Here is a 15831-nt window from a genome sequence, read left to right on the forward strand (position 1 = left end):
TGTTTAGTCGTTTAATAAATCTATTAATAATGCAGCACTCCATGAAAAGTTATGGCCACCATAACCAGCTTTTCCATTATTATGTTCTTCTTTTCTCGAATCAAAATACTCATAAAAACCATTTTTTTCTATAATTTCTATAGTGTCTTTTTTCATTCGTTTTGCTAAATCGTTAAAACCATTTTGTTTTAAACCATGGTATAGCATCCAGTTTAAATTAACCCAAACTGGACCTCTCCAATATTTTTTAGGGTTGAACCTTTCGCTTGTAGGATCAAAAGAAGCACAAAGATATTGGTCTGGATTGCCAAATTTTTCCATCATAACATCAACCATTTTATTTGCAACATCTTTACTAGGTAAATTTGCAAAAAGAGGAGAGAAAGAAGAAGATGATACGTGCTTTAATAATTTTTCATTTCTTAAATCATAATGCACGTAAACACCTAATTCTGAATCGTAAAGTTTGCTATTAATTGATTCTGTACCTTTTTTCTGCCATTTTTGAAGTTGCTTAATTTTATCTTCATTATTGCCAATTATACTATATAAATCTATTAAACTTTGATTAGATTTTAATAGCACAGCATTAAATAATGGGTCTTGAACTAAAAATGGAGAAAGTTCGGCTATTTTTTGATCGTTATAATTGTTTTGTTTTGCAATTTCTATAATATGTAAATAGTGGTCGTATTCTCTTTTAGAAGGTCTTTGAGCAGCATCAACATGTGTTGTGTCTCGTCTTTCAAAAGTATATTCTGGTGGATTCATGGTGTCCCAAATGTCATCCCAAATAGGAGAGTTGTCTGTACCAGACTCCCAATTGTGGTAGATGTAAACTAAACCTTCATTTTTAGGATCACGCTGGCTGTAAAAGTATTCGTGGTTTTTGTAAACTTTATCTATTACGCTTTCAATAAATTTAAGCGTCGCTTTTTTGTCTTTGCTAATACGGTATAAATCCTGTAATACAAATCCTGTTACAGGTGGCTGAGTCATTCCTGTAGATTTATATTTTTTTGATGATTGCGGATGTAAATCTGAACGGTGAAAATCTGGTCCAGGAAAATACGAATCGCTTTCTGTATGAAAAATTATATGAGGTATAAAGCCATTGCTCCATTGCGCATCAAGTAATGTTTCTATTTCTTTTTCTGCTTTAGGCATATCAAAATGTGCAAATCCAATTGCAATTAATCCTGAGTCCCAAAACCATTGAAATGGATATAGCTTTTCGCATGGTATGCTAAATTTATCTTTCCAGTTATTGTTTAATACTTTAATAGCGTTGTTTTGTAAATCCTTCATATAATAAAGATTGTTTTTTTTTTTTTGAAAAAAGAACCCATCACTTTACTTAGCTAAAAGTGATGAGTTATATGACTAATTGAATATTGAATTATAAAAATTAAAAGTTGAAAGTAGCTGTTAAAAATAAACGTCTTGGTAAGATTGGACGTCCAACAAAAAAGTCTCCATCTGCAGACTGTCCTGCAATTCCAGCTCTTGGATTACCTTCTGTAATTCCAGAACTATCAAATAAATTAAATACTGATATACCAAAACGTAAAGCCGTTTCTTCGTTTGTTTTAAATGTGTAACCAGCGCCTAATCTTGCAATTGTAATAGCATCTAATTCTACATTATTTGTGTCGTCTGTAAACTTTTTTCCTGTATGATTTACAGAGAAGTTTGCATCAAATACTTTGTTATCAAAATTAATTCCTAGGTTCCCTAATACATTAGGTTGTCTAGCTATTTCATTACCTTCATTAATAGTACTTGTTGTACCATTAACTAAATCTTCGGTTTGATTAGTTGTAATCTCATGATTTTGATATGTTAAAGTAGCAGTAGCATTTAAATAATCTGTAAATTTATATTTAGCAGTTGCTTCAAGACCTAAAGTTTGTGTAGATTGTTCGCTTCTAGCTTGGTCAACTAATTGTCCTCCTGAAATGGCTTGGTCTATTCTAATACGATCACTTAATCCTACATAGTATGCTGCAACAGATCCAGAGAATTTTGAGGTTCCAAATTTGGCACCAATTTCACCTTGTAAAATTGTTTCGGCTTCATAATTAGTGTCTCTTATTCCTGGTGTTGGACTAAAGCCACGTTGTTGTGGAAAAAAGTAGCCTTTAGAGAAGTTTGCGTATAAGTTTGTAGCGTCTGTTAATTTATATAATCCGGCCAGAGATATTGCCCAATCTGTATCTTTTATTTCACCTGTTGTAAAAGTACCATCGGCAAATTGTACGTTTTGTAAGCTAGTTGTTAACTCGGTATCTTCATAAACCTGAGACTCTTCAATATTACCTCTTCTAAATGTACCTGTTGTAGATTCTATACGAAAACCCACATCAAAACGCCATCTATCAAAAACCATTTCATCTGTAAAATAAAAGGCAGTCCTGCTTTGTGTTAGGTAGTTATTTGCTGTCATACCTATTCTGTTGTATAAACCTCCTTCAGAATATATAACATTATTTCCACCAGCATCTGTATAACTTAAGTTTACAAGTTGTGGATTATTATTGAATTCTGAAAGTACTCTGTATTGGTAGTTAACATCTTCGGCTTCTGTTCTTGCTAAAAATGTTCCGGCAGTATAAGTGTGAATGCCGTTATCTGATTTTAAAATGAAACTTGCTTCACCAGAATAATCTGTCATAGGTCTCAACCTATCTACATGTAAATTTTCTATAACTAAATCGTTACCATTAATTTGGTTGCCTGCGCCACCTTGATATGTTGCATTGAATGCAGTATTGTTTGGCGCTACTGCAGCAACATAGTCATTAAGAGTAATTGGGTTGCCGTAATCACCACTACCACCAACATACAGTGCAAAATTGTGCTGGTAGCTGGCATATTTAACTTTAGATTTAAATCTTAAATTGTCGTTTAAATTATAATTAAAATCTGCTAAAACATAACCACCTTTTGTGTAAACACCATCTTCAATTGGGCTTTCGTAAACGCCACCAGGAGTTAAAAATGAAGTGTTTGCTAATTCTCCAGATAATAATTGATTTACTTCTTCACCATCATTACCATTTAGTCTTTCTCTTGAATTTCCATCAAGCGGTAATGGTAAATAAAATTGTGCCTTATCATTAATATATTGACCATGAACTGTAAAGGATCCATTCTCAAATTTTTGTTTTATGTTTCCTCTAAATTGTGCTCCTTTAGTTGTTAATCCTGTTTCTATTGGTCCATCATCTTTTCTTACAAAACCTGTAAATGCATAGTATGTATTTGAGTCTTCACTACCTAATTGACCACCAGTATAGAAATCGGTTTTTAGTCTTCCATTATTTCCCCATTCAACATTTATTAAATTTTCGTCGTTAGAATCTCCAGTTTTACTTGTGTAATTAATAATACCAGCAACAGATCCGGCGCCATATAATACAGCAGATCCACCACGTACAAATTCTACACCTTTAAATCCAACGTCTGGTCTTGCATAAACATCATGAGCAGAAGAGTTTAAACCAAACGTACTCATAAGTGGCATACCGTCGTACTGTAAAGGATTAAATACATACTGTCCGCCAGATGGTAAACCTCTTACAAAAAGATTGGTCGCCGTTTCACCACCACCACCTTCGGCAGTAATACCAGGAACATCTCTTAAAATATCTGCTTGGCTATTAGCAGAAAGTCTAGTGATTTCTTTAATACCTTTAGAGCTAATAGATAAAGGAGCTTCTTTTTGTGACCTAAATGTAGAAGATGCTGTAAGTACAATTTCTTCTAAATTGTTTCCTTCTTGCAGAACTATATTAAGCGTAATTGGAGTTCCGGTTAATTCAATATTTTGAGTATAGGTTGTGTACCCAATATAAGATACTTGTAATTGTTGTGTTCCTGTTAGATTTGTAGTAAAAGTGAAATTTCCATCAAAATCTGATGAAGCTCCAGAATTACTGTCTAAAATAATAACATTCGCTCCAGGAATAACAAACCCAGCATTATCTTTAACTGTACCAGAAATTTCGGTTTGCGAAAATGTTGCGGACAAGCTAAAAAGACATAAAATTAAGATAGTTAGTTTTCTCATATTATTTGTAATTAGTTAATTTTTAGCTAATATAATTGCATTATATGCATTTTAATAAGTAAAAAAGTACGATATTTGTACGCAATCGTTTGCGGGAACGATTGTTTTTTTAAGCATTTATAAATATGAAAAAAGAAGTTACAACCTTAAAAAAGTTAGCGTTAGAGCTAAACCTATCTACCTCAACAGTTTCCAGAGCTTTAAATGACCATCCAGATATAAGTTTACAAACCAAGAAGCGTGTTAAAAACTTAGCACAATCTTTAAACTATGTGCCTAACATTTTTGCTAAAGGTTTTAGAAATCACAAAACAAATATTATAGGTGTAATTGTACCAAACATAACGCATTACTTCACTACTACTATGGTAAGAGGTATATTAAAAGAAGCTGAAGCAAAAGGTTATAGAGTTATTATATCTGAATCGAATAATGATGAAAACAAACAAAAAGAAATGTTTAACACTATGCTGCAGTTTGGAGTAGATGGTATTTTAGCCTCACTAACAAAGCGAACTAGAGAAGTAGAACAAATTTTATCTACATTAAATAATTTACCAATTGTTTTATTTGATAAAGTTTCTAACAAAATACCATGTACACAAATAACGATTAATGATGAAGAAGCCGCTTATAATGTTGTAGAGCATTTAATTAACATTGGAAAAAAACGTATTGCAATTATAAAAGAAGGTAATTATTCTTATAACTCTGAAAAACGTTATCTGGGTTACAAAAAAGCTTTATTGGATAATAATATTGAATTAAATGAGAAACTGGTGCTTACTGTTGAAGATATTTCTTTACAAGAAGGTAAAAGAATGGCAAATATTTTGCTTAGTGCAAAAAAACGACCTGATGCTATTTTTGCAATAACAGATGCTGCTGCAATAGGAGTTATTCAAGCATTAAAAAAGTTTAATGTAGAAATACCTGGAGATATTGCTGTGGTTGGTTTTAGTAACTCTTCTCATTCAACAATAGTTGAACCAAAACTTACAACGGTTGATCAATCTGGTGAGAAAATGGGAAAAGTAGCTGTTAAATATTTAATTGATGAAATAGAGGCAGAGACAGAAAGTGTTTCTAGTAAGTTAGTAGAAATAAAGAGTAGTATTATTATAAGAGAATCGTCCTTTAAAGCTTAGTAAATATTAAAAACAAAAAACCTCGCAAAATGCGAGGTTTTTAATATTTGTGGTTGTTGTATTATTACAAGTTCTTAGATTTAAAAGACTTGTTTACAACTTTATTTAATTTTGTGTCGTAATATTCAATTACAAAATTCTCGTTATTGTCAAAATATCCAACACCATTATATCCTTTAGAATCAAATAAATAAAATTGACCGTTAGATGATTTTCTAGCAGTACCATAAACAACATCTTTAGTACCATCGTTTGTAGTCATTACAAACCCATTTTTTCCACTCTTGAAACTATATTTTACATCATCGTATGTATAATATGAAATGGTGTTTGTAGTTTCATAACGGTTATCGCTATTATTATCTATAGAAACGGTTTTAGTTGTTTTTGTTGGTGCTATTACTTGGTCTGCATCTCTTAAATGCGATTGACTAGGATCTGTCATTACTTGTTGTTCTTTTTTAGTAACAACTTTTACTTTTGTTTGTTTTAATTTACCATTTGTTTTTACACCTTCAGTTTTTACTTTGGTGGTTTCCATATGGTCTACAGGATTATCGCTATCTTGAGCAAATGCTGTTCCAGCTATTAATAATGCAAATGTGTATAATAAAGTTTTCATTTTTAAATAATTTTTTTGGTTAATAATTAATAAACAAAAACTATGTTTTGTTTAAGTCTTTACCAAAATTAAAAGCATTCTAGAGTGCTTTTTTGTTCATTTAAAATAGGACTTGACTCATTTGCTAAAATACAATTAAGTTTAGCAGTTTTTAACAACTTGTAATTTTGAGTTATGATAAATTAACATAACAAATAACTGTTTATCAGTTGTTTACTGTTGTTTTGGGAGTTGTGTTTGCTTTTTAAGCGACTTCTCTAAGCTTGTTTTTTAAAAAAGCACTTGGGCTAATTTTGTATTTTTTCTTGAAGATTTTAGAAAAATAACTACGGCTGCTAAAACCTATAGAATAAACAATTTCAGAAATATTTAAATTAGTTGTACTCATTAAATCTCTAGCTTTTTCTAAGCGTACGTGTCTTATATATTCTATTACAGTTCTGGCATATAAAAATTTAAATCCTTCTTGAAGTTTTGCTTGTGGTAATCCAGAAATATGTGAAAGTTCTGCAACTGTATAATTTGTAGATACGTTTTTTAAAATTTGCTTAGAAAGTTCTCGTATTTGTTTTAACTCTGCTTTAGAGAGTGAAGTTTTTTTCTTTTTAATGGCAACATCTTTTTTATGTTGCTCCATATGTAAAGCTAAAATTTGGTAGACTTGTCCTTCTATTAACAATAAACGCATCATGCCTTTATTTTTAATTTTTCTTAGCGCACTAATTTTATCGGCTAGTTTTAAATTGTATGTTCCAAAGTATGAAAATACATTTTCATGATCTTTATCACAAAATACATTGTATAGGTTTTGGTTTAGTAATGAAGCGTCGTTTAACCTTTTGTTTATAAATTTTACACGGTTTATTTGAATGACGTTTATTTCTAATTTAATGTCTTTAGGAAAATACCCATAATTAAAACCTCCGTTTTTTGATGAGATTATTACAGATTGAAATTGCTCTAAGCGTTTTCTTTCTTTTTGAGAATCGAACCTATGTTCGCAATACCCATTTAAACAATAAGTAAAATGAATTGGGTTGTATTTAGAAGTATCCATTTTAAGTTCTACTTCTTCAAAAAAAGTAATATTATACTCTAATAAGCTTCCTCCCCAATCAAAGGTTATAAATCTAATGTCTCCTTTAGCTATATCATTATCTACCTGTAGTGTATATTCTCCCCAACGCTCTATAATAACACCTCCAATAATGTGTTGGATTTGTTTTACAGTTTCGGCAGTACTTTCTGCAGTGATATTTATAAACTTCATTAGATAATGGTTTTAGTAAAGATAATTGTAAAAATTATAAAAACGATACAAAAAAGCACTTTTGAATCTTCAAAAGTGCTTTATATAAAATTTAAACTTACTATTTAATTGTTATAGGAAACTCGGCAACACTCATGTCCCAACCAATTTTTAGGTGTACTGTGTTTTTTGAAGCCTCGTATAATGCAATAGAAAGGTTTTCAATTTCTTTACTGCTCTTTGTTACAGGAGCAGTAATTGATGCTATATCTTTATTGGCATCATAACCATAATTTCCCCAACCATCTAAACCAGTATTTAATTTTAAGGTCCATTCTGTTTCATTTGGTATTATTATTAATGAATAACGTCCAGCTTTTATGGTTTTTCCTCCAAAAGTAACATCGTTCACAAATAATATTTCTGTAGATTCGTTAGCGCCAACTCTCCAAGCTTCTCCAAATTTTAGTAATCCTCCAAATATATCTCTTCCTTTTTTAGCAGGTCTAGAATAAGTAACTCTTATTTTTGGTTCTAAAGCCATTTTTTCTGCGGCATCTTTTTTAAAGGCTCTATGTGGAGCGCCAGCTGGATAATATGCGCGATCCATTGGGCTTTTGTCCATTTTAGCAAATTCTTGTGCATTAACTGTTGTAGCAGTAATTGCAATTGCGATAATAAAAAGTAGTTTTTTCATGATTATTGATTGTTTAAATTAAAAATATTTTTTGTTTGTATTCTAGAGACTTCTTCAAGTTTATTTGCTTCATAAAGTTTAGGTAAATCTTTTAAGTGTGTTCCAACTTCGGCTTTATAATTAATGTAGTCTTGAAATGTTATACCATCTATAACTCTTGAGTTATAAGCACTTCTAAATCTAATGCCGCCTTTATTAACTTTATAGCTGTAAGCTAGATAATCTATTTTATTTGTGCTTGTATTTATCCAATAATAAAATATATCTTCATAATCTTCTCCGCCACCATTTTTATTAAAGGTAACTTCAATTACGTGATATGGTTTGTTTTTTATTGTAGTAGATTCAATGTATTTAGAATTTACAGCCTTATCGCTAAGTTTATGTGGTAAAGTTGCAAAATATATTACCGAATTTAAGTTGTTTATTTCTTTTGCAGCTTGTTCATCTGTAAGATTAATGGCATTGTTATTTATAGTTCTTGAAAAGGTTCCGTTTTTTAAAGCATCAGTAATAGTAAACTCTGCTTTGTCGTATATTTTTTTATACTCATATTCATTTCCTTCATTTTTAAAAATATAAGTATCTCCTCTAAAATTAAAAGAATAATGTGCTGTATTATATAATTTGCCGCCGTGAGCAGCTATTGTTTTTGCTATAATTTTTTGAGAATTACTAAGATTTGAAACTTTTGTAGTATCCAATTTTGTAGTAGTATTTACTACAGTAGTATTACTTTCATTTTTACATGACGTAATCACAAATGTTATTAAACACAGTAGAGAAAACTTTTTTAAAGACATTATTATTTTTTTTATAAAATTACAAGATTTGTCGTTGTAATCTTGAGACCTTTCAGTTTATTAATAAAACTTTAAGAAAGTACTTTGTTAAAATACAAGAGTATAAAAAGTATAAAAATTTTACTTTTGTAAAATGGTAGATAATTTTGAAAACGAATACTTCGGAATAGGAATTCAAAACGGAAAAACGCCCGAAAACTTAGGTGTACTTTGGCGCACAGCGCAAAATCTTGGCGCAAGTTATATTTTTACAATAGGCAATCGTTATGCAAAACAGGCTTGCGATACACATAATGCGGTAAAATCTATGCCTTATTTTCATTATAAAACGTTCGAAGATTTTTATAACAATATTCCTAAAGGCGCAAGATTAGTTGGTGTGGAGTTAGATGATAGTGCTGTGGCGCTAGAAACCTTTCATCATCCAAGACGTTGTGTGTATCTTTTAGGAGCAGAAGATCATGGTTTATCTAAACAAGCTATAGAAAAAAGCCATTTTTTAGTTAAATTTAAATCGCAATTAAGTTTAAATGTAGCAGTCGCAGGAAGTATTGTTATGTATGATAGAGGAATAAACAAACCAAGGTCGTAACTTTGCAACCTATTAAAACAAAAAACAGTATGAGTCATAAAGCAGGCTTTGTAAATATTATTGGAAATCCTAATGTTGGAAAATCTACACTAATGAATGCCTTTGTAGGTGAAAAACTATCTATAATAACCTCTAAGGCGCAAACAACACGACACCGTATTTTAGGTATTGTAAATGGAGAAAATTTTCAAGTTGTATTAAGTGATACACCTGGAATTATTAAACCTGCTTACGAGTTACAAGCCTCTATGATGGATTTTGTAAAATCTGCTTTTGATGATGCCGATTTACTTATCTACATGGTAGAAATAGGTGAAAAAGAATTAAAAGATGAAGCTTTTTTTAATAAAATAACCAATGCAAAAATTCCTGTTTTATTATTATTAAATAAAATAGATAAATCTAATCAAGTACAATTAGAAGAACAAGTGCAATTATGGGCTACAAAAGTACCTAATGCTGAAATTATTGCAATATCTGCTTTAGAAGGTTTTAATGTAAAAGAAGTTTTTGATCGTATTATAGAGTTATTACCAGAATCACCACCGTTTTACCCAAAAGATCAACTTACAGATAAGCCAGAACGTTTTTTTATAAACGAAACTATTCGCGAAAAAATCTTGATGCATTATAAAAAGGAAATACCTTATGCCGTAGAGATTGATACCGAAGAGTTTTTTGAAGAAGAAGAAATTATTAGAGTACGCTCTGTAATAATGGTTGAGCGCGAAACACAAAAAGGAATTATTATAGGTCACAAAGGTAGTGCCTTAAAACGTGTTGGAGTAGAAGCCAGAAAAGATTTAGAAACATTTTTTGGTAAACAAATTCACTTAGAATTATACGTAAAAGTTAATAAAAACTGGAGGAGTAATCAACGCCAGTTAAAACGCTTTGGTTACAATCAGTAAATAATAACGTTACATTCATTTAAAAAACAACTTACTTTTGGCTTAAAAAACTAAGGATTTGTTGTGGTTGGCATAACATTTAAGTTAAGCTATTATTTCAATTTTATGGTTAAACAATAAACCAAAATAATGAAATACTTTAAACCAACAACATTAGCTTTAATAGCATTACTTTCTTTTAGTTGTCAAGATGATGATGACACAACTATTGTAACAGAACCTGTTAATACAGAAGTTAATTTTCAATACAAAACAACAATTAATGTTGGAGGAGAAGCTTCAGCCGAAATTTCAGCATTCGATTCTTCTACAAATAAGTTATTTGTTACAAATGTAGAATCCAACGAAATTTCTATTTATAATATTTCAGATTTAGATATACCTGTACAAGAAACATCAATTAGTTTAAATGCTTTTGGAGTTCCAAATAGTGTTTCAGTATCTAACGGGAAATTAGCTATTGCAGTAGAAGCAAACGTTAAACAAAATCCTGGAAAAATATTAGTTTACAATACAACAGATGCTACATTAATTAATGAATATACTGTTGGAGCATTACCAGACATGGTAACATTTTCTAATAATGGAAATTTAATCGTATCTGCTAACGAGGGAGAACCAAATGCAGATTATACTGTTGATCCAATGGGAACAATTAGTATTATTGATTTAAACGACGATTCTATAACAACATTAGATTTTACAGCATTTAATACACAGGAAGAAACTTTAAAATCTCAAAACTTTAGAGTTTTTGGACCTAATGCTAGTTTAGCACAAGATGTAGAGCCAGAATATATTACAATATCAGACGATTCTCAAACAGCTTGGGTATCATTACAAGAAAACAACGGTATTGCAAAAGTAAATTTAGTAACAAAAACTATTGAAGCTATATATCCATTAGGCTATAAAGACCATATGTTACCTCAAAACAGTTTAGATGCAAGTAATGAAGATGGAGAAACAGTTTTAAAAAATTGGCCAGTTCGTGGTTTATACCAACCAGATGCAATTACTTACGTAAATATTTTAGGTACAGATTATATTATTTCTGCTAACGAAGGTGATGCAAGAGAATATGATGGTTCACCAGGTTATATTGGAGAAGAGCGTATTAAAGATTTAAATTTAGACCCAACAGCTTTTCCTGCTATAGAGAATTTTCAGGATGATGCTAATTTAGGTCGTTTAAAAGCTATGATTTCTGAAGGTGATACAGATAACGATGGCGATTACGATGTGTTATATTCTTATGGAGCACGTTCTTTTACAATTTGGAATGGAAATGGAGCTAAGGTTTACGATAGTGGTAATAGTATAGCAACAGAAACACTAGCAGCAACACCAGCTAATTTTAATGATGGTGATGGTAGAAGTGATGATAAAGGAGCAGAACCAGAAAGTGTAGAGGTTTTAAACTTGGGTAACCAACGTTATATTCTTTTTGTAGGCTTAGAAAGAACAGATCAAATTATGGTTTACGATATTACAAATCCTGCTGCTCCAGCATTTTTAACTATCTTATCTCATAGTGGAGATGAAGCACCAGAAGGATTATTAGTTGTGCCAGCAATAAACAGTCCAAATGAGAGAGACTTGCTAATAGTCTCAAATGAAGATAGTGGTACTGTAACTATTTACGAAAACCAACAGTAAAATTAGTAATCAAAATAATAAAATGCTTTGTCTTAAATATTTAGGCAAAGCATTTTTTGATTTAAATACTTATAAAGATTAAAAAAATGTGTATTTTATCTTAAACTAAACATTACCTTTGCAGCCGCTTACAGGATATGTAATGCAGACTAAAACATAAATTTATGAGTAATATAGTAGCTATTGTAGGAAGACCAAATGTTGGAAAATCAACATTCTTTAACCGTTTAATACAACGTCGTGAGGCGATTGTAGATGCCGTTAGTGGAGTGACTAGAGATCGCCATTATGGTAAAAGTGATTGGAATGGAAAAGAATTCTCCTTAATAGATACTGGAGGTTATGTTAAAGGAAGTGACGATATTTTTGAAGCTGAAATAGATAAACAAGTAGAGTTAGCTATTGAAGAAGCAGATGCTATAATTTTTATGGTAGATGTAGAAGCTGGAGTTACAGGAATGGATGAAGATGTTGCCAGACTATTACGAAAAGTAACAAAACCAGTTTTTTTAGTTGTAAATAAAGTCGATAACGGAAAAAGAGCAGAAGATGCAGTAGAGTTTTATAGCCTTGGTTTAGGAGATTATTTTACAATAGCAAGTATAAACGGAAGCGGTACAGGAGATTTACTAGATGCATTAGTTGAAGCTTTACCAGAACAGGAAGAAGAAGAAGAAAAAGACGAGTTACCACGATTTGCTGTAGTTGGTCGTCCTAACGCAGGTAAATCATCATTTATTAATGCTTTAATAGGTGAAGATAGGTATATTGTTACAGATATTGCAGGAACCACTCGTGATGCTATAGATACAAAGTATAATCGCTTTGGTTTCGATTTTAATTTAGTTGATACTGCAGGAATTAGAAAAAAATCTAAAGTAAAAGAAGATCTAGAATTTTACTCTGTTATGCGTAGTGTTAGAGCTATAGAACATAGTGATGTATGCTTATTAGTTGTAGATGCAAATAGAGGTTTCGATGGGCAAGTACAAAACATTTTTTGGTTAGCCGAAAGAAATAGAAAAGGTATTGTAATACTCGTTAACAAATGGGATTTAGTAGAAAAAGACAATAAAACTACTAACGAATTTGAAAAATATATTCGTTCTCAAATCGAACCATTTACAGATGTGCCAATTGTATTTATCTCTGCGCTTACAAAGCAACGTATTTATAAAGCAATAGAAACAGCTGTTGAGGTTTATAAAAACCGAAGTAAAAAAATTAAAACAAGTGTTTTAAATGATACTTTACTACCAATAATAGAAAATTATCCACCACCAGCATATAAAGGTAAGTTTGTAAAAATTAAATACATAATGCAATTGCCAACACCACAACCACAATTTGCATTTTTCTGTAATTTACCACAATACGTTAGAGAACCTTATAAGCGTTTTTTAGAAAATAAATTACGAGATTTGTTTGATTTTGAAGGTGTTCCGGTAAGTGTTTATATGCGTAAAAAGTAAATAAAAGGTGTAGTGTTTAGTAAAGGCTTGTAATGCATGCATTTATTTATAAGTAACAAAAGAATTAAAACACTAACAAGTTATACTTTAAAAAGCGAAAACTTGTTTACTTTTACATTTCATGTCATTTAAAATAAAAAATAAAGCATTATTAATAACTGCATTAGCATTATTTACAATTTGTGCGTCATGGTCTCAAAATAATCCGCCAGAAATTATAGCTGCGGGAAATATAAATTATTGTCCAGGATCAAATGTACCTATAGTTTCTAATGTGTCTATAACCGATCCAGACGCCGGAGATACAACTTTAGATGTAGTCGTTATCCAAATTTCTCAAGGTTACAGTCAAGGAGAAGATGTTTTAATGTTAAGTAGCTTACAACCAAATATTATAGCAACTTGGTCTGCTATTCAAGGAGAGCTTACACTATCAGGAACCGCATCATTTTCAGAATACGAGACAGCAATTTCAGCTGTGGTTTTTCAAACCTCTCAAACCAGTTTTAATGAAGATAAAACCATATCTATTAACTTAGGTAACGCTAATTATTTACCTTCAACTGGCCATTATTATTTTTATGTTTCTAGTTTAGGAATTCGTTGGGACGATGCTAAAACTGCTGCCGAAAATCAAACGTTTTTCGGTTTACAAGGGTATTTAGCAACAATAACAACTGCTGAAGAATCTCAACTTGCAGGAGAGCAAAGTCCAGGTACAGGTTGGATAGGTGCTAACGATGTAGATAATGAAGGCGAATGGAAATGGGTTACTGGTCCAGAAGCTGGTACTGTGTTTTGGATTGGTAATTTTAATGGTTCTGCACAAAACAATGCGTTTAGTTTTTGGAATAATGGAGAACCTAACAATTTTGGAGGTAACGAGCATTACGCACATATTACAGATCCCAGTATTGGTAATCCTGGCTCTTGGAACGATTTGCCAATAGCAGGTGATGCCGTTGGAAGCCCTTATCATCCGCAAGGATATTTAGTAGAATTTGGTGGTATGCCAGGCGATGCACAAGTAAATTTATCTGCAAGTACAACTATTGTTACGCCTAAAATACTTGGAATTAGTACTCTTGATTTTTGTGAAAACTCTCCAGTTTCTATAACACTACAAACTAATACAGATACAGTTTTATGGTTTGATTCTGCAACATCTACAACTCCTATTTTTAATGGTTTTACATTTAATCCATCAATTGCTGCAACAACAAACTATTGGGTTACTCCAGTGTTTTCTGGTTGTAATGCAGGAGCAAAAACTCAAATTACAGCAACAATAAATCAACAACCAATTGCAAACTCAATAACAATTTTAGAATGTGATGATAATGTAGTGGCTACTGGCAATGCAACTTTTGTATTAAATAATAGTGCAAATGATATTTCTGGAGCTTTACCTAATAGAATTGTTGAGTTTTTTCAAGATTCAAATTTAAGTAATAATATTAGTGGAGAAGCCTATATAAATACTACAAATCCGCAAACTATATACGCTAGAGTAACAAATACAAATACCGGATGTAGTCGCGAAACAACAATTATTTTAGAGGTTGGAACAGATGCTTTAAATAATGCTACACTTATTAGTTGCGAAGATTTAGGTAGCGATGGAATAACAACATTTAACCTTTTAGATGCAAGTGCACAATTAGTACAAGGTCTACCACCTGGAATTAATTTGGAGTTTTATGAGACACTACAAGATGTGGAGTTGCAAACAAATGCTTTAAATACAACATACACTAATACGGTTCCATTTTCACAAACACTTTATGTTATAGGGAATGAGAACGGAAATTGTTACGGTGTTTCAGAACTTAGTTTACAAATTGAAAGTTTACCAGAAACAATTGGAGACTCTCAAAAATATTATTGTTTGAATAATTATCCAGGAACTATAAATCTTTCAAGCGGTGTTGTTTTAGATAATTCAAATTATACCTACAGTTGGTCAACAGGAGAAACACAAGAAACCATTCAAATAAATGAAATAGGAATTTATAGTGTAACTATTACAAACTCACAAACACAATGTGAAACTACAAGAACTATAGACGTGTTGCCATCTAATATTGCAACTTTTGTAGACGTAAATGTTGAAGATATAGTTGAGAATAATTCCATTATTGTTTTAGTATCTGGAGAAGGCGAATATGAATTTGCTTTAGATAACAGTTTGGGTCCATATCAGGTTTCTAATAACTTTATAGACGTAAGTCCAGGAAACCATACTGTTTATGTAAAAGATGTTTTAAATAATTGTGGTACTGTTTCTACTAATGTCAATGTTATTGGTTATCCTTACTTTTTTACACCTAATGGAGACAATAAAAATGAAACTTGGAGTATAGATGGCTTAAATACTAACGAAATCTTTCAGGTTTTAATTTTTAATCGTTTTGGTAAACATCTACAAACATTAAACAATCTTAATCCTAAATGGGATGGAAGATACAAGGGAACTTTGCTTCCAACTTCAGATTATTGGTTTTCTGCCACTTTACAAAACGGGAAAAATTTTACAGGCCACTTTACGCTTAAGCGATAAATTCTAAAAAAAAGTCTATTTAAGTAAATTTTATAATTCCTTTAAG

Annotated in this window: 12 protein-coding genes; 6 read left to right on the forward strand and 6 right to left on the reverse strand. The window is 31.2% G+C overall.

Annotation, left to right across the window (positions count from 1 at the left end; genetic code table 11):
• Nucleotides 1-3 precede the first annotated feature (3 nt).
• Both BM549_RS09615 and BM549_RS09620 read right to left on the reverse strand, forming a co-directional pair.
• Nucleotides 4-1308 (reverse strand): trehalase family glycosidase, encoded by a 1305-nt coding sequence (locus tag BM549_RS09615; RefSeq protein ID WP_290470069.1) that lies wholly within the window; start codon nucleotides 1306-1308, stop codon nucleotides 4-6.
• Between the two features lie 100 nt (nucleotides 1309-1408).
• Nucleotides 1409-4072, reverse strand: a complete 2664-nt coding sequence (locus BM549_RS09620) for a TonB-dependent receptor (protein ID WP_290470070.1) — start codon at nucleotides 4070-4072, stop codon at nucleotides 1409-1411.
• Nucleotides 4073-4197: 125 nt separating this feature from the next.
• On the opposite strand from BM549_RS09620, the gene BM549_RS09625 reads away from it, so the two are divergent.
• A complete protein-coding gene (locus tag BM549_RS09625; RefSeq protein WP_290470071.1) occupies nucleotides 4198-5220 on the forward strand; it encodes a LacI family DNA-binding transcriptional regulator in 1023 nt (340 codons plus the stop codon).
• A 64-nt stretch (nucleotides 5221-5284) separates the two neighbouring features.
• On the opposite strand, the gene BM549_RS09630 is transcribed toward BM549_RS09625, so the two are convergent.
• The 4 genes from BM549_RS09630 to BM549_RS09645 form a co-directional block, all read right to left on the reverse strand.
• Nucleotides 5285-5842 carry a hypothetical protein gene (locus BM549_RS09630; RefSeq protein ID WP_290470072.1) on the reverse strand — a complete coding sequence of 186 codons (558 nt, stop codon included), beginning with the start codon at nucleotides 5840-5842 and terminating at the stop codon, nucleotides 5285-5287.
• A 244-nt stretch (nucleotides 5843-6086) separates the two neighbouring features.
• On the reverse strand, nucleotides 6087-7112 hold the full coding sequence (locus tag BM549_RS09635; protein ID WP_290470073.1) for an AraC family transcriptional regulator: 1026 nt from the start codon (nucleotides 7110-7112) through the stop codon (nucleotides 6087-6089).
• A gap of 100 nt (nucleotides 7113-7212) precedes the next feature.
• The gene (locus BM549_RS09640; protein WP_290470074.1) at nucleotides 7213-7788 is read right to left on the reverse strand and encodes a DUF2911 domain-containing protein; all 576 of its coding nucleotides are present in this window, start codon (nucleotides 7786-7788) and stop codon (nucleotides 7213-7215) included.
• A gap of 2 nt (nucleotides 7789-7790) precedes the next feature.
• Nucleotides 7791-8591, reverse strand: coding sequence for a DUF6503 family protein (locus tag BM549_RS09645; RefSeq protein ID WP_290470075.1), 801 nt, complete (start codon nucleotides 8589-8591; stop codon nucleotides 7791-7793).
• Between the two features lie 133 nt (nucleotides 8592-8724).
• Between BM549_RS09645 and BM549_RS09650 the strand changes: the two genes are divergently transcribed.
• The 5 genes from BM549_RS09650 to BM549_RS09670 all read left to right on the forward strand — a co-directional run bounded on the left by BM549_RS09650 (nucleotide 8725) and on the right by BM549_RS09670 (nucleotide 15785).
• Nucleotides 8725-9183 carry an RNA methyltransferase gene (locus tag BM549_RS09650; RefSeq protein WP_290470076.1) on the forward strand — a complete coding sequence of 153 codons (459 nt, stop codon included), beginning with the start codon at nucleotides 8725-8727 and terminating at the stop codon, nucleotides 9181-9183.
• A 29-nt stretch (nucleotides 9184-9212) separates the two neighbouring features.
• Nucleotides 9213-10094 carry a GTPase Era gene (gene era, locus BM549_RS09655; RefSeq protein ID WP_013870218.1) on the forward strand — a complete coding sequence of 294 codons (882 nt, stop codon included), beginning with the start codon at nucleotides 9213-9215 and terminating at the stop codon, nucleotides 10092-10094.
• A gap of 129 nt (nucleotides 10095-10223) precedes the next feature.
• Entirely contained in the window at nucleotides 10224-11753 is a 1530-nt protein-coding gene (locus BM549_RS09660) for a choice-of-anchor I family protein (RefSeq protein WP_290470077.1), read from the forward strand.
• A gap of 164 nt (nucleotides 11754-11917) precedes the next feature.
• On the forward strand, nucleotides 11918-13225 hold the full coding sequence (gene der, locus BM549_RS09665; protein WP_013870220.1) for a ribosome biogenesis GTPase Der: 1308 nt from the start codon (nucleotides 11918-11920) through the stop codon (nucleotides 13223-13225).
• A gap of 121 nt (nucleotides 13226-13346) precedes the next feature.
• Nucleotides 13347-15785: a T9SS type B sorting domain-containing protein gene (locus BM549_RS09670; RefSeq protein ID WP_290470078.1), complete on the forward strand. Its 2439-nt coding sequence runs from the start codon at nucleotides 13347-13349 to the stop codon at nucleotides 15783-15785.
• The last annotated feature ends 46 nt before the right edge of the window (nucleotides 15786-15831 follow it).

Origin of the sequence: Lacinutrix sp. MedPE-SW, assembly GCF_001874145.1 — a bacterium.
In the GTDB taxonomy this organism is placed as follows: Bacteria; Bacteroidota; Bacteroidia; order Flavobacteriales; family Flavobacteriaceae; genus Lacinutrix.